21 protein-coding genes are annotated in these 20620 nt (G+C 37.8%); 2 read left to right on the forward strand and 19 right to left on the reverse strand.

The window, feature by feature from the left end; genetic code table 11:
• Positions 1-150: 150 nt before the first annotated feature.
• On the reverse strand, positions 151-585 hold the full coding sequence (dtd, locus tag CC97_RS01080) for a D-aminoacyl-tRNA deacylase (protein ID WP_044973314.1): 435 nt from the start codon (positions 583-585) through the stop codon (positions 151-153).
• Positions 586-822: 237 nt separating this feature from the next.
• Here dtd and CC97_RS01085 point away from each other — a divergent pair, with 237 nt between their 5' ends.
• A complete protein-coding gene (locus CC97_RS01085) occupies positions 823-1815 on the forward strand; it encodes an NAD(P)-dependent oxidoreductase (protein WP_197021798.1) in 993 nt (330 codons plus the stop codon).
• A 162-nt stretch (positions 1816-1977) separates the two neighbouring features.
• Here the strand turns inward: CC97_RS01085 and CC97_RS01090 are convergent, their stop codons facing one another.
• The 11 genes from CC97_RS01090 to CC97_RS01130 all read right to left on the reverse strand — a co-directional run bounded on the left by CC97_RS01090 (position 1978) and on the right by CC97_RS01130 (position 12028).
• Positions 1978-3219, reverse strand: coding sequence for a hypothetical protein (locus CC97_RS01090; protein WP_044973316.1), 1242 nt, complete (start codon positions 3217-3219; stop codon positions 1978-1980).
• Between the two features lie 12 nt (positions 3220-3231).
• The gene (locus CC97_RS01095; RefSeq protein ID WP_044973317.1) at positions 3232-3792 is read right to left on the reverse strand and encodes a sigma-70 family RNA polymerase sigma factor; all 561 of its coding nucleotides are present in this window, start codon (positions 3790-3792) and stop codon (positions 3232-3234) included.
• A 197-nt stretch (positions 3793-3989) separates the two neighbouring features.
• The gene (locus CC97_RS01100) at positions 3990-4742 is read right to left on the reverse strand and encodes an exodeoxyribonuclease III (protein ID WP_044973319.1); all 753 of its coding nucleotides are present in this window, start codon (positions 4740-4742) and stop codon (positions 3990-3992) included.
• Positions 4742-6157 (reverse strand): DNA repair protein RadA, encoded by a 1416-nt coding sequence (gene radA / locus CC97_RS01105; RefSeq protein ID WP_044973320.1) that lies wholly within the window; start codon positions 6155-6157, stop codon positions 4742-4744. Before radA ends, CC97_RS01100 begins: the two co-directional genes overlap by 1 nt.
• Before the next feature lies 1 nt (position 6158).
• On the reverse strand, positions 6159-7079 hold the full coding sequence (locus CC97_RS01110; RefSeq protein WP_049962597.1) for a mechanosensitive ion channel domain-containing protein: 921 nt from the start codon (positions 7077-7079) through the stop codon (positions 6159-6161).
• A 30-nt stretch (positions 7080-7109) separates the two neighbouring features.
• On the reverse strand, positions 7110-7331 hold the full coding sequence (locus tag CC97_RS20735; RefSeq protein WP_242848087.1) for a hypothetical protein: 222 nt from the start codon (positions 7329-7331) through the stop codon (positions 7110-7112).
• Positions 7318-8076 (reverse strand): translation initiation factor 2, encoded by a 759-nt coding sequence (locus CC97_RS01115; RefSeq protein ID WP_242848088.1) that lies wholly within the window; start codon positions 8074-8076, stop codon positions 7318-7320. The genes CC97_RS20735 and CC97_RS01115 overlap by 14 nt, the downstream gene beginning before the upstream one ends.
• A gap of 12 nt (positions 8077-8088) precedes the next feature.
• Complete coding sequence (locus CC97_RS01120) at positions 8089-8547, reverse strand: DUF4869 domain-containing protein (protein ID WP_044973323.1); 459 nt, start codon at positions 8545-8547, stop codon at positions 8089-8091.
• A 251-nt stretch (positions 8548-8798) separates the two neighbouring features.
• Positions 8799-8972: a hypothetical protein gene (locus CC97_RS19915; RefSeq protein WP_156036732.1), complete on the reverse strand. Its 174-nt coding sequence runs from the start codon at positions 8970-8972 to the stop codon at positions 8799-8801.
• 121 nt (positions 8973-9093) lie between these two features.
• Entirely contained in the window at positions 9094-10251 is a 1158-nt protein-coding gene (locus CC97_RS01125) for a hypothetical protein (RefSeq protein ID WP_044973324.1), read from the reverse strand.
• Positions 10252-10417: 166 nt separating this feature from the next.
• The gene (locus tag CC97_RS01130) at positions 10418-12028 is read right to left on the reverse strand and encodes a transposase (protein WP_044973085.1); all 1611 of its coding nucleotides are present in this window, start codon (positions 12026-12028) and stop codon (positions 10418-10420) included.
• Positions 12029-12432: 404 nt separating this feature from the next.
• On the opposite strand from CC97_RS01130, the gene CC97_RS01135 reads away from it, so the two are divergent.
• Positions 12433-12675: a hypothetical protein gene (locus CC97_RS01135; RefSeq protein ID WP_044973325.1), complete on the forward strand. Its 243-nt coding sequence runs from the start codon at positions 12433-12435 to the stop codon at positions 12673-12675.
• 331 nt (positions 12676-13006) lie between these two features.
• Here the strand turns inward: CC97_RS01135 and CC97_RS01140 are convergent, their stop codons facing one another.
• The 7 genes from CC97_RS01140 to CC97_RS01170 all read right to left on the reverse strand — a co-directional run bounded on the left by CC97_RS01140 (position 13007) and on the right by CC97_RS01170 (position 20593).
• Positions 13007-14089, reverse strand: a complete 1083-nt coding sequence (locus tag CC97_RS01140) for a DUF6273 domain-containing protein (RefSeq protein ID WP_044973327.1) — start codon at positions 14087-14089, stop codon at positions 13007-13009.
• 27 nt (positions 14090-14116) lie between these two features.
• Positions 14117-15196 (reverse strand): DUF6273 domain-containing protein, encoded by a 1080-nt coding sequence (locus CC97_RS01145; protein WP_044973329.1) that lies wholly within the window; start codon positions 15194-15196, stop codon positions 14117-14119.
• Positions 15193-16281: a DUF6273 domain-containing protein gene (locus CC97_RS01150; protein WP_044973331.1), complete on the reverse strand. Its 1089-nt coding sequence runs from the start codon at positions 16279-16281 to the stop codon at positions 15193-15195. The genes CC97_RS01145 and CC97_RS01150 overlap by 4 nt, the downstream gene beginning before the upstream one ends.
• A gap of 33 nt (positions 16282-16314) precedes the next feature.
• Complete coding sequence (locus CC97_RS01155; RefSeq protein ID WP_044973333.1) at positions 16315-17382, reverse strand: DUF6273 domain-containing protein; 1068 nt, start codon at positions 17380-17382, stop codon at positions 16315-16317.
• Between the two features lie 12 nt (positions 17383-17394).
• Positions 17395-18885 carry an AAA family ATPase gene (locus CC97_RS01160; protein ID WP_044973335.1) on the reverse strand — a complete coding sequence of 497 codons (1491 nt, stop codon included), beginning with the start codon at positions 18883-18885 and terminating at the stop codon, positions 17395-17397.
• 368 nt (positions 18886-19253) lie between these two features.
• Positions 19254-19898, reverse strand: a complete 645-nt coding sequence (locus CC97_RS01165) for an HAD-IIIA family hydrolase (protein ID WP_044973336.1) — start codon at positions 19896-19898, stop codon at positions 19254-19256.
• A 14-nt stretch (positions 19899-19912) separates the two neighbouring features.
• The gene (locus CC97_RS01170; RefSeq protein ID WP_044973338.1) at positions 19913-20593 is read right to left on the reverse strand and encodes a metallophosphoesterase; all 681 of its coding nucleotides are present in this window, start codon (positions 20591-20593) and stop codon (positions 19913-19915) included.
• Between the last annotated feature and the right edge of the window lie 27 nt (positions 20594-20620).

Raw genomic sequence — 20620 nt, forward strand, 5'->3', positions numbered from 1 at the left:
TGAAGAAGCTGACTTTTCATCAGACACAGGTCCAATACTGTCCACGCACCGTCACCATCGAGATCATAAGGCTTGCGCTAAGTTGCACCGTCCAAACATAACCCAAATAATCGTTGATAAGGTGTTGCTTACAGCACGCCGAAGAACATATCACTCAAGAATTATAGTAAACGGTCCGTCATTTATCATGTTTACCTTCATATCTGCCCCGAAAATACCCGTTTTCACTACCGGGACCTTTTTTCTGCACAGGTCGATAAAATATTCATAAAGAGCCTCAGCTTCATCCGGCTTTGCGGCACTTGTGAAATTAGGTCTGTTTCCTTTGCGGCAGTCTGCGTAAAGCGTGAACTGTGAAACTATCAGAAGTTCGCCGCCAACATTTTCAAGTGAAAGATTGATCTTGTCATTTTCATCTGAAAATATCCTTAAGTTTATCATCTTGTTCGCAAGCCGCTCAGCATCTTCCTTCACATCGCCCTCACCAGCTCCGAAAAATACAAGATAACCTTTTCCTATACTGCTGACAAGCTCTCCGTCAACAGTAACACCAGCTTCACTGACTCTCTGTATAACAAGTTTCATGAGTATACTCCTTTACGTTTACAAATTATAATTCCATTATATCATCTGCAGAATAAATTGTCAATTACTGTAAATACGCAATCATTTGCTGTGATCTATAGTCTTAGGCTATTACGGCTCTTAATTAAAAACAATAACCGTTTTCACCGATAACGGGTAAAAGATAACTTATCGCCCTTGAATTGTGTGCAAAAAAATGTTAAAATTAATATTATTGATTTTACAGGAGAAAACAACATGGATAAGATTAAAATGTTCGCTTACAATTACCGCGATTTTGATGAAAAACAGTACTTTGATCAGTTTGCCGATGAGTTCGGTATAGAACTTAAACACGTTCCTTTCTCACCTACACCTGACAACGTTGAACTCGCAGCAGGCTGTCAGTGTCTTAATATAATCACGACACCTCTGACCGCTGAGATGCTCGAAAAATACTACGCGCTTGGCATTCGCTACATTGTAACAAGAACCATCGGCTACGATCACATTGACCTTGAAGCCTGCAGAAGACTCGGAATTACAGTAGCAAACACACCTTATGGTCCTGAAGGCGTTGCAGAGTTCACTCTCATGCTCATGCTCATGACTCTCAGAAAAACCAAATCGATAGAACACCGTTTCTACGGACAGGACTACACACTCAAAGGTCTTCTCGGAAAACAGCTTTCCGGCCTTACAGTCGGCATAATCGGTGCAGGGAGCATAGGTTCTTCCCTCATCGGTCTTCTTGAAGGATTCAAGTGCAAAGTTCTTGTTTACAGTCCGAGAAAAAACAAGGAACTTCCTGCATATGCTGAATACACGGAACTTGATGACCTTTTAAAGAATTCAGATATCATTTCACTTCACGCCCCTTCAAACGAAAGCACATTCCACATGCTCGGCAAAGATGAATTTGCAAAGATGAAAGACGGTGTTGTTATCGTAAACACTGCCCGCGGTGCACTTATCGACACTGAGGCTGCCATCGACGCACTCGAAAGCGGAAAGATCGGTGGAATGGGACTTGACGTTATCGAAGACGAATTCGATCTTGTTTACTACGACAGACGCGAGGAGATACTCCACAAGAAGCCGCTCTACCTTCTCAGAAGCTATCCGAACGTTACAATGACACACCACATGGCCTTCTACACTGAACAGACCATACTCACAATGGTACGTGACTCCCTCCGCGGTGCAAGATGCCATTTCGACGGTAAGGAAAATCCGTGGAAGGTTTGCTGACAGTGGCTTTTTAATAGGTAAATCGATTTTATCGCTTTTATCGATTTTTTAAAGCGATTCTGAAACGATAATTAACGAAACGGCAGCGTAACCGCAATAGTTATGCTGCCGTTTTTCAATTCGCCGAAGATGCACATTCATCGGAGTTGCTTAATTTCAATATCACTCAATGATATTTCCGTCGCTTCCATACATAGTAAATCCACTGTTTTTAATTTCGTTTATTATATCTGCTGCTGATTTGAATTCTACAGCATCATCGTCAAACCTGTAATTAGTTGTTTTGTATGAAAAAGTAATGTTTCCTTCTCTGTCACGCTCTTCATAAGAAAGGATCACACCTGTTGCTGCGTCAGCTTCTGCAGTGTAAGTGCGTTCACGATAAACGCCTTCATAATTGTTATCGCCTTTCTGAACACCGCTTACCAATACTATCTTCCTGCCGTTTTCTATTCTTTCTCCTGTTATTTTCCAGTTTTCCGGATTATATACATCTAATTCCCTACCACCAGGTAATAAAAATACCTTATCGGAATTATTATCTTTTACCCAGCAATTTTTTTTCGGAGTTTCAAGGAATATAAATCCACCGTTTGAGTAATCTGTTTCTGCCAATTCTTCTTTAGCATCATAGTACAGATTGTCCTTTATTGCTATGAGAGACTTGCTGATGCACTTACCGTTTACATATTGCTCGGATGTTCTTGAAGCAGAACCACCGACTTCATCAAGATAGAACTTTCCTGTAACAGTCGAAGGCTCTGAATAAAATTCGCCTCCCTCGTTTATAAGAACAGTATAGTCCGCAGAGAACTTATCAAAATAATTCACACAATTATTATCCTTAGCCTTTTCGATAAGATCCTCTTTGCTAACCTTTTCAGTTAATTCCTCCGTGGTCACGCTGACCTTATTCTGCTCTTCTGTCACTTGCTGCACGGTAGTAACTTCTGTATCTTCGACAGCCGAAGTCCCTTCTGCAGTAACGTAAACAACTTCGGTCACGGTGGACTTATCATGTTCTTCTGTCCCCGGTTTTGTGACCTGAACTTCTGTATTTACAGCTGTTACAGTCTCCGGTACCGTAACAGCTACCTGTGTTTCTGGATACGTTTCCGGCTCTGGAGTCTTCGGCAGCTTATTATTCATATATGCTCCCCCGCCTACAAGTCCTGTCATAAGTGCCACTGTTGCAGCTATGTTTATAAATCTCGTCATGTTGATTTTCCTCCTGTTATCTTCAGAGCCCCTCACACTATATGTGTATTCGGACTGACTTATATTTGCTCTGAGCTGTGCCTTTGCAAATATCTCGTTCTTCTTTGCTTCATCTGTCATTAATTTCTCCACAGAAGCCTTATCCGCTTTGCGAAGAGTTTCTATTATTTTCTTATTATTATTCATATGTACTCTCCTTTACAAAGTTATACCGTCGGCTTCAAGGAGCTTTTTAAGCCTCTTCATTGCTCTTGTGCAGCGCATTCTGACAGCAACTGCATTAAGTCCTACCATTTCGGCTATATCCTTTGAGCTTTTATCGTAGTAGTATTTCTGAATAATTATTATTGAATCGGGAGGCCCGAGCTCGGAGACCTTTTTAAGCAGCAGTTCAGATGTTTCTGATCTGTCGTTCTTTTCTTCGATATCCTCATCATCTGCGATCTCTGCCATATTCTCATCATCTGCAGATACGTTTCTGCCCGTCTTTATCACGAGCGAACGCTGCATGCTTATTGCGGCATTTCGTGCAGTCGTCCCGATGTACGACTTTAATGAGCAGTTTTCGTCGGGAACAAGTTTCATCATAACCGATGCAAATACATCTATGACACATTCCTCCGCATCATCTGCACTGCCGGATCCGGTTAGTATCCTGTTCACTATGGCATATACATAGCTGTAATATTTATTAAAAAGTTCCCGATGTCCCTCCGGCGGATTTTCCCGCATCAGACTCAGTATTTCATTATCAGTCATACGCTTCCTCCCTTTTTTGAAGTTCAGATCTGTCCTTCACTTATATAAACGCATAGTAATCTTAATGTGTAACACTTTTTTCGAAAATTTTTAAAAATATTTTTTTTGAGTGGTACACCAAATTAAACGGCAGCATAAACCGCAATGGTTATGCTGCCGTTTTTAAGTTCACCTTAGATGCTCCAGGGCATCTTTCATTACAGATCTATTTTCAGAACTACCGGACAGTGGTCGCTTCCCAGTACTTCCGAGTGTATTTCAGAAGCTTCGACTTTCTCCATCAGTCTTTCAGAGACGATGAAATAGTCGATACGCCACCCTGCGTTGTTGGCTCTGGCGTTGAAGCGGTATGACCACCATGAGTAAACTCCTGTAAGATCAGGATTGAGCCTTCTGAATGTGTCGGCAAAACCTGCACCAAGAAGTTCAGTCATCTTGCCGCGTTCCTCGTCTGAGAATCCGGCGTTGCCGACATTTGCCTTTGCATTTTTAAGATCTATCTCATTATGAGCAACGTTTAAGTCACCGCAGTAAACAACAGGCTTTTTACTGTCGAGTTCCTTAAGATACGCTCTCATTGCATCTTCAAATTCCATACGGTAATCTATCCTCTTAAGTCCCGGCTGTGCATTCGGAACGTAGCAGCAGACAAAGTAGAAATTCTCGTACTCGCAGGTGATTACTCTTCCCTCGTCAGTGTGCTCACCGTTTATGCCGTAGGTAACATTCAGCGGTTCCTTTTTAGTAAACACCGCTGTTCCTGAATAACCCTTCTTCTGAGCACTGTGATAGTAGGAATGATATCCTTCAGGATCAAAATCAGCCTGTCCCGGCTGCATCTTTGTTTCCTGTAAACAGAAAATATCTGCATCTTCCGATTTAAAATAATCTTCAAAGCCTTTTCCAAGGCAGGCTCTGAAGCCGTTTACGTTCCATGATATAAATTTCATCAGTTTTCCTCTTTTCTGTCTGTTTCCTCACGGGCAATGGCATTTACCGCTGCAAAAGCCTGTCTTATATTTGAAACTCCGATTATTCTTGTTTTATAAGTTCCGGGATTTATCTCCTTCATTGAGTGCTTCGGAAGGATGACAACGTCAAATCCCATTCTTTCTGCTTCGCGGATACGGTTAGGCACGTGCGAGATAGAACGTATCTCGCCGCCAAGACCTATTTCACCGAAAGCAATGACCTTTTCGCTCACCGGCTTGTCAAACAGGCTCGACTGCAGTGCCAGAGCAACTGACAGATCACCTGCAGGTTCATCCAGCTTGAATCCGCCTACAACGTTTACGTAAATGTCCATTGTTCCGAAAAACAGTCCCGCTCTTTTTTCCAGTACGGCAACGATCATTGCCATTCTGTTGTAGTCAAATCCGGTGCATACCCTTCGCGGCGAAGCAAAGCCTGACTTGGTCGCAAGCACCTGTACCTCGGCAAGAATAGGACGCGAGCCTTCCATTATACATGCAACGCAGGTACCCGAAACATCGACCGGTCTGCCTGCCAGAAGCATTTCAGACGGATTTTCCACCTGTCTCAGACCAATATCCATCATTTCGAAAACACCGATCTCGTTGGTGGAGCCGAAACGGTTCTTAACCGCACGGAGAATACGGTAGCTTAAGTTTCGCTCACCCTCAAAGTACAGAACCGCATCAACAATATGCTCCATTACCTTCGGACCTGCTATGGCGCCGTCCTTGTTTACGTGGCCGACAATGAGTATAGGTATTTCGAGTTTCTTTGCCGTGTTCATGAACATGTTGGTACACTCGCGGACCTGTGTTATGCTTCCCGGACTTGAACTTATCTGCTTCAGGTTCATGGTCTGGATCGAGTCGATTATTACTATGTCCGGCTCAGTTTCCTCAATGGTCGTACAAATGGACTCGACATCATTTGACGAAAGAAGATAAAGGCTTTCCGTCGTAACGTTCAGTCGTGCCGCACGAAGTTTTATCTGACGGACCGATTCTTCTCCGGAGATATACAGTATGGAGTGTTCCTCGCCGAAGTACTGACAGATCTGAAGCAGAATCGTACTTTTACCTATACCCGGTTCACCGCCGATAAGAACGATGGAACCCTTGACAAGTCCGCCGCCGAGTACACGGTTAAGTTCCGAAAGGCCTGTATCGTAACGGACATCAGTATCTGCTCCTATCTCGCCGAGTCTCGAAAGCTTGTCTGCAAGACTCGATGCTGCAGACTGCTGTCTTGAAAAGGAAGATGTTGTTTTTACATCCACAGCCTCCTTTTCCTCAAACGTATTCCACTCGCCGCAGTTTGTGCAGCGTCCGTTCCATTTTGAACTTTCAAATCCGCAGTTACTGCATACGTACAGTAATTTTGAACGTGCCATTTTATTCTCCCTTGTTTTTCATGTTTACGTCTATCTTTGTATAAGGTATTTCTATGCCATTTTCATCAAAGGCATCCTTGACCTGTTCCATAAGATCATATTTCAGACTGAAATAGTCACTGCTTTTTACCCATACCTTGCAGTCGATATCCAGCGAACTCTTCCCGTGAGCCGTAAGTCGTACTATCGGTTCAGGCTTCTTCAGTGCCATCTTATTATTTTCTATGACACCGTTTATAACTTCGATAGCCTTACGGAAATCACTTTCATAGCTTACCGAGAACACAAGGTCAAGTCTTCTTGTACGGGTAACGGTATAGTTTATGATACGCTCATTTGCAGCTGAACCGTTCGGTATATATGACAACTTATTGTCCGGAGTAAGAAGTTTGGTATAGAGAATTGAAATACCCTCGACCTCGCCTGTCACGCCGTTTATCTCGATAAAATCCCCTGCCTTGAACGGCTTTGTAATCAGGATAAGGAATCCTCCTGCCACGTTGGAAAGACACTGCTGAAGTGCAAGGCTGAGTGCAAGACCTGCCGCACCGATAACAGTGAGTATGGATGCCATAGGTACACCAAGCACATTAAGTGAAATGATTATGACGATAGAATATAAAATAGCGCTTACAAAAGAATGCAAAAAACCGTTTGCTGTTTTGTCAAGCTTTGATTTTCCGGACATTCTGCTTATTATTTTCAGCACTATTTTTGTGATTATAAAACCGATAACAAAGCTTATTACAGCGAATACAATGTTAGGCAGTTTCTCACCGAACATTGCAGAAAGCCTGGTATAGATCGATACCGTTTCCTCCGCCTTTTCAGCGATAACACCAACAACATCGATTTCCGTCACCGCCGCTTCCGTAAGCTGATCAGTTATTTCCGTTACTGCTTCTGTATTAATTATTCTCATCCTTTCCGTTGGTTTGATGATACCTGCATTTTATTTTTCAATAATTGAAGGCATAATATCTGCAATAGCATTCCGTTCACGTTCATTAAGATAAGCATCATTTAATTTTGATTTTTCGTACTTAAGATAAGTGTCCTTGGTCGATTCAATAAGCAAATCCGTGAAAAATCTCTCCCAGCTAAAGTAATCTCTGCTTTCGATGTATTCATGAGGATTTCGCATAGCATCTGAAACAGAATTATTCTTTATCAAACCGGATTTCAAAAACTATCCACTCGAACGATTCAGGTAAATACAATATTATATCTCTGGCTTTTTTTAAAGACAACACTCTTTCGATCTCCGGGCCAAAAGCCGCTCCGTCTGCAATTACCAGTGCTACGGAATAATCATTGTTCATTAATTCTCCGTAAATATTACTCTTACCACCCGCAGAAATACATTTTGTATTGTATCTTGAAAAATAATCATTAAAAAACTGATATCCTGAATTAGAATCTTCTACAACAACAAGATCCGGCATTCTGAATTCTGATTCACCAACTCTGCACAAAGGATAAAATTCAGCATACAACCTTTTTGTTCCCTGATATTTGTTACCTGCGACATTCCTTATTCCGTATATCTCATTAATACTGTACGGCAAGTTAAACAAGGACGATCTTGTAGCAATTACATAGTAATTATCTGTATCTTTAATTGCAGATGCAAACTCTTCAGATAAAGTGAATCTGTCACCTTCATCAATAAATACTATGCTGTCATGAATAGATGCAAGATTCTCTTTCCATCTTAAGCCGGTAAGTACTGTACATGGTTTTTGACAGCTCACCGTAATGCCAATACCCGGGCCATTAAGATTATATGCGTTGATCATCTCTATAAGAGTTGTTTTGCCTGTAGCACTGTCACCGCGAAGCAGAGTAATATTCCTGCATATCGTAAATTTATACTGTAAACGACGGCTGTTTACTATGACTTCATATTTTCCTGTCATATTCCTGCCACCTTAAAGAAACAATCCGGCGTTCATAACATACTCTTTTGCATTATGAACCACTACACCGTTGTTAACTATTTTTATTTCATACGGTTTATCACCGAAATCCATAACATGTCTTAAATTGATCAGCAAATCTTTATCTGATCTTTTGGCAATTTCAAGTACCCATCTTGCGCAGTTGTCTCCGCAGGTTGATACATTAAAAATTTTATCCTTATCGTGCTGAAGAAGCAGCAGTGTTTTCAGTCCGCCTGATATTTGTGTTACAGGAATAACGCCCAGTGCCTTACTGTCTACAGCATTAGGACTGAGAACTACAGCCTTGTCCACGCTTTTGATCATTCTTTTTGAGAATTCATCTTCTATCCATGAATCAAGATATGTATTATTAAAATACAAACTTGTATTGTAAACATAATTCGGATATTCTTTCTCTGTCATATCACCGAAAAAAATATTCAGCATATGATCACCCCGTTCTGTATATGTCTGACTACGTCAATGTTACTTATAATTTTACCATTGTACTGATGTTTCGTCAATGTAAAATTATCCCGATTTGGTATGGTGAATAAAGAAAGCGGCAGTAAATCGACTTTACTGCCGCTCTCGGTACGCCTTCGGAGTGCTACTTATAAATTTTCATCTTTGTAAGATGAAAATTGAATTTTACGGATACTGTCATATGATCATCTTTCTTTAGTACCCCATACTGCTCACTTACCGTCTATGATTATTTTGCTTCCGCATTTGGTGCAGATAATGATTTTATCTTTGTTCTGAAAAGGATGAGTTTTGCGATTATGAAGTTCACATTCGATGCATGGGGATTTTACGCATTTTATCATGCCGAGATGATACGGACAGGTTTTGCATTTAAGTTTTATCATTTAAATCCACCTCTTTCTATGCTATTGGATTTGGTTTCTGATATTATTATAGCATAGCGGAGAGAGAAAAAGGTCACCTAGTGGGCGACCTTTGATATTTTTTATTATTTTCATTTTAAGATTAGAATCCAAAAAAGTTAGCAATTCTTTGTCCTACTGATTTAACCTTTTCAACTACTTTTCTTCCAGTATCAACAATAGCTCTGCCAGCCGTTTTAACAATATTTACGGCTCCGGTCGCTACCTTCTTCACACCTTCTGAAACAGCAGTTGCTATTTTACCACCTGCCATTTTAGATAGCGAACTAGTAACCACCGTACTTACTGCCGCTCCGACTGGGCCAAAAACTGCTGTTGCAGCAACCTTAACACCAGTTTTGAGTGCATCGGTTGCCATTCCTGCAAGTACTGATACAGCTACATCACCGGCACGGCTTAGTCCTTCGGAAACTGTCATCTTACCTGTTGCTACCTTAAAGGCAATCTTGATATTCTCGACTGCAGTATATGCGATATTGGTAAGAACCTTCACCGGCGTACCTTTAGGAAGTATGCGAAGCATTCCTTTTTCAGAAGCAATATAGAGCGATCCAGCAACTGCCGCCTTTGCTCCTGTATCAAGACCTGAAGTAACTGCTCTTTCAACTACCTCACCAACATCAACACTTTCGCCAGTAACTATTGACTCAACTATCTCACTTCCGACAGACGCCGCTGCTTTAAGAACAGCATTGTTTGCAGCCTGCTTTCCAACACCCATAGCGAGCTCGGAAAGTTTATATTCGTTCCAGCTTTTTTCATCCCAGTTCTGTCCGGAAGGCTGATTATCATCGTGAACCTCATAGGCCTCAATATCAATAACCATATCTTTCTGACTGGAAGTATCTTTTCCGGTAAGCGTATCGTAAATGAATTCATTTACCTGCTGAAGTGATTCAGAACAATCTTCATAGAACTTAACTGCAGCCTCTCGACTTTCATTTTCAAGGACACTCTTTGTTTTTTCAGCAAACCATGCATCGCGGTTTACCCCACGTTCTTTTGCTGCATCCAAATCTCGAAGATTTTCATTGTTCTGGCGTATCGTTGACATTATCGTGTCAATACTATGGTTCAGCTCATCCTTGCTTTTCTCTGGAAGGTACTCACCGAATTTTCTTTCAAGATAAGGACGAACACCATCTTCACTGACATTATTTACGCCACCGACCATGTCACGTAAAAGAGCATTAAAATTTTCTGTTTCTTTATTGATAATACTTTCAAAAATTCCTGACATATTATATTCCTCCTGTTATATTATATAAATGATTAGATTAGAGCGTCAAAACAGCGATTTTGACTTTTCAAAATTCCAATAGAATCTTGAAAATTTAATATTATTACAAATTATGGATATATCGAAACGTAAATCTCAATATTTAGTAGCTTTCCTTACTCATTTTTCAGGCTATTACCGCATTTTGGGCGCGGCATGCCGAGCCTTGCATGAATTTGCAAAACTTCTGGATGTTCATAGCAGTTACTTTAGCTCCAAAGAATAGTTTCTTTCGAATCATACCTCTTGCCGGTATTTTGTCAACATGATATTTTCTTCGAAGAATGGATGGAAGTGATTCAACACCATTTCGGAATTTAGTTAAGTCACTAAATTCTTTTGTAGAACGTTTTCTCTGTTGCTGAGCTCTGTTTTTACTTTTTAATGAGACTGTTTTCTTACAAACCTTTACTCTCAAGTTAGGTTTACATTCATTAAAGTGTGGACAGTTTTCGCACTTTTCTTTATCGAAGGATGCTACACACTGCCCTGTCTTTTTATTGTAGCTGCAGCTTATTGGTTCATGTCCTCCGGGACACTTTAAGATCTGTGTTCCGTCTTCACTGAATTCAAAATCAGCATTGATATCTGGTGTTTCTTTACCAGTAAGATTAGTGTTTACAATTTCAATGTTTTTTGATTTTGCTAATGCTTCATCAGCTGTATATGCACCGTCAGCTACTATTACTGTGCGGTCGTCTTCCGGCTGAGAATTCATTCTTTCCATTGCATCATTGATGAATTTCTTATCACTGTAATTGTTTGCTTCAAACTGAAAATCAGTTACAAGCGTATCACCGTTTTCATTTGATGATTCTACTAAATTTGCAGCGTATCCTATATGATTTTTACCTGCTTTATGGCGAAATGTTGCTTCCGGATCCGCAGGATTCTGAAGTATTGAAGAATCCATACTTGAATCGTCTGCATCTTTAAGCTGACGGATTCCGTTAGGATATATGTTAGTCTGCTCATTGAGAAAGCGTACCAGCAATTTATATGCACTGCTGTCTTCAATATCTTCATCACACAGGTTCATCAGAATTTTTGCATCTTCAAGAATAGTTACAATCTTGCTATCAACAGATTCACTACGATTATGATATACTACTTTATTTCTGTCATCTACATCAGCATAATGCATGTATTCCAAAGGCACTTCTGCATTACTGCGTTTCATCTCTTTTACAAGGTTTGAAACACATGTATAAAGCAGTTCGAGACGCGACATTTTCTTCACATTTGCAGATATCATCATGCTATCCATACGTTTAAGATGATGATCTATTCCCATAACAAGCGCCATAACATCTGTTATTTCTTTTTCCGTATTTTGTATGAGATCTATTCCTGTTTCAATTTCATACATTGCTAATCTTTCACGAAATCTTCCAAGACTTCTGTCACTAAGGGGCTGTTCATCAAATGATGTTGTGTGAAGTGCATACTGATATCTTATGTCAAACAGCAATGATTCAAGAAATTCATCATCGGACTGTCCTGTTAGCTGCTGAATGAATATTGCGCCTACGAGAACGTTTACCGGAGTATTTGGACGCGATAATTTTTCGCTGTAAAGAACCGCATACGGTGTTTCATCTATTGCAGGAAATACTTTTTCAGCAAATACTTTTGCCCATGATTTTTCTAAAAATCTGCGTTCTCTTTCTGTTAAATTCAGCGTGGAATCGAACATTGATATTTGTTCATTCCTTAAATCGTTTGCTACGAATGACATTTCTTTTTCCTCCGAAATTTGATACTTCTATTGTACCATATTTCGCGTTTTCATTTGTTGTAATAATATTAAATTTTCAAGATGCTTTTGTTGGCTCAGATTGGTCTTACCCTTTTGACGCCCGAATCATGATTAATATTTCGAAAGATATATTTTGATTATAAGTAATGTGAATCTTTACAATCAATTTGAAATATTTCAACTTTTAATTCTTTTATTCAAATAATAAGGCAGATAATCCTACACATTTGTTGCACTTTATTTTTTACATATTCTCATGTTTTTCATCACCGATATTGATACATATTCCCATAACATCACTTACATTTTTGATGATAGGTTATAGTTGACATTTGAACATCAGAAATATATAATATAAATGAAACCCAAGGAGGTGAACTTCAATGTTAAATAATGATAAATTGATTCGATACGCTCTTGATTTGGCTTATATTATCAAGTATACTAATAAAATCATCGACAAGCTATTGGATTTCCAAATGCGTCCTGATTACGCTGGAATGAACAGAAAACAGAGATTTGATATGGCATCCGATTTTAAAAACTCAAATAAAAACAAAATAAAGGAATTGTCAATCATATTAGATAAGATTCAGGAAGATTATGAATTTTCTTATCTTAAATAATATTGATAAAATATTTTTAGTCTCTATATTTATTTTAATTAATATAATGACTCAAGCGTCAAAAGTTGTTTTTCAAGAAAAGCATTCATACTGAATTAGGTAATTAAGGAATTCAGTATCAATGGAAGTCTAAAAACAAATCTTTTGGCGCTCATATTATATATTATTTTAAACTATTTATTATCCTATTTTTAGTCTCATATATAAACACCATTTTTTCAATATCGATTTAAAATCTTCAAAACTTCTTACCTGAACAACATTTTTCATTTTAAAGGGGAACTTTATTGCTTAATGTGAACTCAAAAATTCACCTCACTTATACTTTGCTTCATATCTTAAAATTTAAAGCAGGACGAACACCTTCCTCATAGCTGACAATAACGTAATTGATGTTTCTGGTTATGTTGTTGTATACATAACAGGTAGGTGGACTGAAATTAGGGGAAGCCGAACGTAGCCACCAACACGAATCGTTTTTTCTTTCCTTTTGTATCATTAATTGCTCTGTTTCTTCTTTTGAAAGAAGTGTCACGTTATCATTATTCACTGTAATTATCTTTTCTTTCTCATCTGCTGTAAAAGATGAGTTGTAGAAATCACCGTTTAACCATTTTCTGATTTCACTGTTCGACCAGTTGTTTGAATTACGGTCAAATTTCCTGTTACAAAGGCTCTCTGTTGTAATAGCATAAAGTGATGCATTGTCCTTGCGAAGAACTTTCCACTTTATCCTCTTTCCTTCGAAAAAGCCGAAATCAAAAATATCCCCAACTTTAAGAGAACCGATTGTTTCGTTCTTTGTAAGGTTAAACTTGAATGCCTCTTCTAAGGATTCAAGTGCATATTTTAATTTTCTATACAAATCTTGCTCAAACAGTTCATGAGTATATTGCTTCTCAAGCTCGTATGAAACTGAAAATCTGCTGTACTGATCATTTTTCTCATTGTTTATACATACACGATATTTCTGTATCTTACCTTTATCGTCTTTTATTGGAGCTACTTCTATCAAATAATCATTTAAGTTTATACTGTCATCAACCATCGATAACAGCTTTTCTTTTATTGATTTATCATCCGCCATAACGACTTCTTCTACGTCCGAAACTATATCAGGAACTGTATTGTTACCGAATTTTTCTGTCACATAACGTTCAATATCACTTTGATTAACCCCTTCAGTAATATTAAACATTGACATTACCGAGTAAACAAACTTTATATTATTTTGATTAATACATTCTGGTAATTCATTAATTCCAAATGCCTTGCACCATCTTACTAACTGTCCACTGAAATAATAATTCATAATGCTTTCTACATCAGCGTTCGTTCTCAGTTCTTCAAGACTTCTTACCTGTGCTCCGTTTTTCATTTTTAACGGAAACTTTATTGCTTTATGTGAAATCAAAATAATTCACCTCACTTATACTTTGCTTCATATCTTAAGACTTATAGCGGGACGAACACCACATTCAGCAGCACTAACATGAGTGCCATGAAAATCACCGTTTTCATAGACTTCCCATTCACCATAACTTGCCCCAGGAAAAGGTGTTCGTAACCACCACCAAAAACCTATACTTCTTTCTTGCTGTGTCATTAATTGTTCTGCTTCTTCTTTTGAAAGAAGTGTCACTTTATCAGAATTCACAGTTAGAATCTTCTCTTTCTCATCAGCAGTAAAAGATGAATTATAAAAATCACTATTTAACCATTTTCTGATTTCACTATTCATCCAGTTATTTGAACTAATATCAAATCTACTTATTTTCAGGTTCTCAATTGTAATTGCATAAAGAGAAACGCTGTCCTTTCTAAGTACCTTCCACTTTATTTTCTTATCATTAAATCTTCCAAAATCAAAAGTATCTCCGACTTTCAGCAAACTGAATGTTCCAATCTTTGTACAGTTGAACTTCAATGTATTTTCAGAAACTTCAAGAGCATTCATTATTTTTCTGTACAAATCTTTCTCAAACAGTTCATGAGTATAATTATCATCAAGTTCATAAACAACAGAAAATCTACTATACTGATCATTTTTCTCATTGCTTATACATACACGATATTTCTGTATATTACCTTTATCGTCCTTTATCGGAACTACTTCAATCGAATAGTCATCTAAGTTTATGTTATTATCAAGCATCGATGATAGCTTTTCTTTTATTGTTTTATCATCTGATAAACTGAATTCTTCAACATCCGTGACTTTATCATAAGATGTATTGTCACCGAAATTTTCATTAACATATCTTATGATATCGCTTTCCTGTATGTTACCGTTAAGGCCAAGTGTCATCAATACTGATTCCACAAATTTTCTATTATCGCATTCAAACTGTTCAGGCAAATCAGTCATACCAAACGCTTTACACCATCTTGTAAGCTGACCGCTGAAATAATACTGCATAATGCTTTCAAGATCAGCGTTTTCTCTTAGCTCTTCAAGACTTCTTACCTCTACTCCGTTTTTCATTTTTAACGGAAACTTTATTGCTTTCTTTGGTTTCATAGCATTTCCTCATACATATACTTAAAGAATGCTTCATTGTTAAGAATTAAAACAGGACGAACCCCCTCTTCAGAATGGATACTATGATCGCTCAAGGTTCCATCAATATTGACTGCCCAAGTAAGTGTACCTGAACGAGGGTAAGACGAACGTAGCCACCACGAATAGAAATTTCTTTCCTGTTTTGGCATCAATTGTTCTACCTCATCTTTTGAAAGAAGACTAACATTATCCGAATCTACAGTAAGTATCATTTTCTTTTCATCTGCTGTAAATGAAGAATTGTAAAAATTACAGTTGAGCCATTTTCTTATTTCACTATTCCACCAATTATTTGAATGTCTATCAAAAGTTCTATTACACAAACACTCTGTTGTTATCGCATAAAGAAAATTGTTTTCATTTTTTAGTATCCTCCATTTTATTCTATCATCACCTATATGGCCAAAATAAAAAGTCTCTCCGACTTCTATTTTTTTTCGATTGAACTTCAGAGTTTTTTCTAGAGAATCAAGTGCTATTTTTATTTCTCTAATCATATCATTTTCAAATAATTCAAAAGTGTATTGCTTATCAATTTTATAAGGAACAGAAAAACTACTATACTGGTCATTTTTCTCATTGCTTATACATACACGGTATTTCTGTATATTACCGTTCTCCGCCTTTATTGGAACTACTTCTATCAAATAATCGTCTAAGTTTATGCTGTCACCAACCATCAATAACAATTTTCCCTTTATTGTTTTGTCATCTGTAATACTATGTTCGTCAACATCAGAAACTATATCAAAAACAGTATTCGCACCGAAATTCTCATAAACATACCTCAAGATATCGCTTTCTGATATTCTATCGTTAATATGTAAAGATGATAATATAGATTTCACAAATTTCACATTAGTACTTTCAAACTGTTCTGATAATTCTGCCATATCCAAAGCCATACACCATCTGTTAAGATGGCCGCTAAAATAATATTTCATAACGCTTTCAATATCTGCATGGTTTCTTAGTTCTTCAACGCTCCTTACTTGTACTCCGTTTTTCATTATTAACGGAAATTTAATGTGTTCATTAGTCAATAAATCATTCCCCCTAATATTATTTATAAAAAATCATTTTTTAAGATATAAAGCTGGACGGATTGCTCCTCCACGATGAATGTCATTTTTATCAAAAGTTCCATCAACACGAACATTCCAAGCAGATTGATTATCATAATAAAATTGATTTTCTGTACGTAGCCACCAACATGAAACCGAACATCTATCATGTCGAGGTAGTAGTTCCTCTGCTTCTTCTTTTGAAAGAAGTGTCACATTATCATCATTCACCTCAATAATACTTTCTTTTTCGTCTGATGTAAATGATAAATTATAAAATTCTCCATTAAGCCAATTTCTTATTTCTGCGTTTGTCCAGTCATTTGATCTAGTTGCATACTTTCTGTTACACAAACTATCTGTTGTTACTACATAAATTGACGCATCGTCTTTTTTTATTATTTTCCATCTTATCTTTTTCTTTCCCAAGTGACCAAAGTCAAAAGTATCCCCAACTTCTAACAATGCAAAAGTAGCTTTAGTTCGACTGAATTTCTGTGATTGTTCTAAATAAATAAGTGCATATTTTATTTTTCTGCACAAATCTTTTTCAAACAATTCGTGAGTGTATTCATTGTCAAGTTCATAAGGAACAGAAAACCTACTGTATTGGTCACTTTTATCATTGATTATTACTACACGATATTTCTGAATTACACCTCTATCATCCTTTATCGGAACCACTTCAATCGAATAGTTATTTAAGTTTATACTACTATCAACAATCGATGACAATTTTTCCTTTATTATTTTATCATCCGTAATATAGATTTCTAATATATCAGTATCTTTTTTATCCCCGAAACTCTCATTTACATATCTTACAATTTCACTTTTGGGTATGATATCATTAAGATTAAAAGCAACCAAAACTGATTCCACAAATTTTTCATTATTACACTCAAACTGTTCTGGCAGGTCAGTTATCCCAAACGCTTTACACCATCTTGTAAGCTGACCACTAAAATAGTATTGCATAATACTTTCTAAATCAGCATTTTCTCTCAACTCTTCTAGACTTCTTACCAGTGCTCCATTTTTCATTTTCAACGGAAATTTTATTATTTTCTTTGGTATCATATCTTATGCCCCTTACGTTGCATTCTTGAAATTTCCACTCTCGGAATAGAACTTTCTCAGATTCTTTATCTTCTCACCCATAATATCTGAAAGTGATTTCGTTGAGTTTATTATCTTCAGAACATTATCTGTTTTCAGGCCATCCTGCTTATTAGCAAATGCATCTTCTACTGCTTCGACAACTACACTTTCTATATCAGCACCACTGTATCCACTCGATTTACCAACAAGCGCACTAACATCTATTCCGCTTAGATCAGCAGGTCTTCTCTTTCTTATATGAATCTCAAATATTCTCTTTCGTTCATTATCGTTCGGCAGATCAACATAGAAAATATCATCAAACCTTCCTTTACGCAAAAGTTCAGGAGGCATCTTTGAAATATCATTTGCCGTTGCAACAACAAAAACCGGTGAAGTTTTCTCCTGAAGCCAGGTCAGAAACGTAGCAAACAGTCTCATTGTAACCTCATGACCGGAACCGTCCGTTCCGGCAAAAGCTTTTTCAAGTTCATCGACCCACAATACACACGGAGAAATAGTTTCTGCAAGTTCTATCGCCTTACGCATATTGGTCTCTGATTCACCGAGATACTTTCCCATTATCTTACCCATATCGAGTTTAAGAAGAGGCACTTCAAACAAAGCAGATGTCGCCTTCGCCGCAAGAGATTTTCCGCATCCAGGAATGCCAGCGATGAGAACGCCTTTTGGCATATCCACTCCGAATTGTACAGCACTGTCGATATCTCTGAATATTGCTGCTTTTCTTTCAAGCCACTTTTTCAGGTTGTCAAGCCCACCGATATCTGTAATTTTCTCTTTAACATTAATCATTTCAAGAGTATTAGACTTCATAATGATCTGACGCTTTTGTTCGAAAATAAGCTTAAGATCCTTTTGAGTTATCTCACCATTTTCTGCAAGTGAAAGATTAAGCAGAGTATCTATCTCATACATCGTCAAGCCCTTAAAAGCAATGGCTATCTCATTAAGCAACTTTTCACCCACCGATATATCATAGGCATTCAGATATTCCCGTACATGATCACAAATATCATCCTGTAGCATAGGATCCATTTCAAAAACCGTTACATACTTTTCTATCTCTTTCGGAATAGAAATAACAGGAGAAACAATGATTATCGTCGAATCTATCTGCCCGTTAATTATCCTCTGACAGATACGCTTTATTATCGCAACCGTATCAGTATCATCGCTGCTTAAAAACGTGTGTGCATCTTTTAGAACCACCAGATGATTATCAATATCTCCACTTGAATTCAAAAATGCAAGTGCTTCGCATAAACTCATTTTGGTTTCCATAAGTGGAGTCTTGTTTTTAAAATTCACCAGTCCATCCGCTGCATTCCATTCAATAAGTCCCTTTTCAAGATTAAGTGAACTTATTATTTCATCAGTCTTTATCTCTTCATAAGCATCGATATACAGTATTGGATACCCTGCATCAATATACTGACGAAGATTATTTTTTAGCGTCATATTCCTGTCACCCCATATTTTCTTATAATCCTATTATAAATACAAAAACACCACAAGCATATACTTATACCTGCGGTGTACAAATCAATCATATTACCCCATAACAGCCAGATGACCAATCCCCACAAGTCCCTATAGCTTTGCGATACATGTTTTCATGCATTCGAAATAAATAAGTATCATAAAACTTATTTCTATATCTAAGTATACTAAACAAAATAAAAAAACACAAGTATTTCACAATGTTTTTGTTAATATTAACAATCCGTTCATATTCAATTTGGAAATCTTCAAGAATTGAATTTTACTAATCCTACACATACTCATTTTCAAATACAAAGCAACCTCGAAAATTACAAACTGAGATATTACCAGTTAATAAACCCATCTGTACTATGAACTTTTACAAATCGCTTCTCCCCCATCTGATAATACTGATCCCCATCAGAATCAATATGATGCTTTCTCCAGAGATTGTTCTTTTCCAGTATCTTTCCAACATCATGCTCCTGCGACTCATACACCTTACCCCATTTTCCTTTTCGGCGAACAAGGCAGGTCGTTATTCCCGCTCTGTTTCCTCCATAGATATCATTAACAATACTGTTCCCCACATGAGCCATCTTATCAGGCGTGATCTTATAACGCTTCAGTGTCTCCTCAAAACATAACGGATCCGGTTTACGGGCTTCGTAGATCATCCAGTCTGTATGCAGCTTCTTGTGATACATCTTCGCAATCTTTTTATTGGAATTCGTTATCAGTACAATCTTGAAGCCCATCTGTCTCAGTTCTGCAAATTTCGCCTTCGATTTCTTCAGACCGAATGCACCGACAAAATATCTCAGATAATTCTTTTCAACTGCCCCAATTGTGTCATCAATATCAAATGAAATAACTTCAATACCCTTTTCTTTCAGGCGCGAATAATCGATATCCAGAATCGATTTCTGATACACATCCGGTACAAATAACGGTAACGATTCCGGAGACAGATCAATATGCTTACTCACTGGCGTTTCCTCCTTTACACATAGTATTCCTTAAAATTATCAAGGCACAGACAACCGAGCCTGCCGCCGAAAACCGCTGCGCAGTCGATGAAGATATTGTTTCTGCATCGATAGATACGATTATTGGCTCCCAAAATGCATGTCGGCGTATGTCCGCAGACCAGATATGAATTCTTCTCTTTTATGTACCTGATATGCGGATTCGGACGTGACCAGATAAGATCATGTTTTCTGACAATTCTTCTTTTTCTGCTTCCAAGCCCGGCATGAACAAGAGTAAACGTCCTGCCGTTTACCTCTACATCCTGGATCAGTGCAAAGAAGTAATTCATATAATCAAGGATATCTCTGCAGGTTTCGATCGGTAACTCACGGAAAGATTCGATTGTCGCCCATCCGCCTTCATCTATCCAGTCTCTCATTGCATCCATTGTATCTTTATCGATCTTATTAAAATCGAACTCCTTATCCGCAAGTTTTTCAAGTACCGGATAAGCCATTGCTTCATGATTTCCGAGCATTGGAACAACGTTTGGACGTTTCATCATATCGAGAAGGATCTTTGCTGGTTCCGGACCGCGGTCAACTACATCACCGAGGATGTACATAATATCATCATCGCTGAATCTGATTTTTTCAAGCATTCTGCGGTACTTGTTGTACTCGCCGTGGATATCGCTCATTACATAAACCATTTGCATTCCCCCTGTGGTATTGCTGGC

This window comes from Ruminococcus sp. HUN007, from assembly GCF_000712055.1.
Classification (GTDB): Bacteria; Bacillota; Clostridia; order Oscillospirales; family Ruminococcaceae; genus HUN007.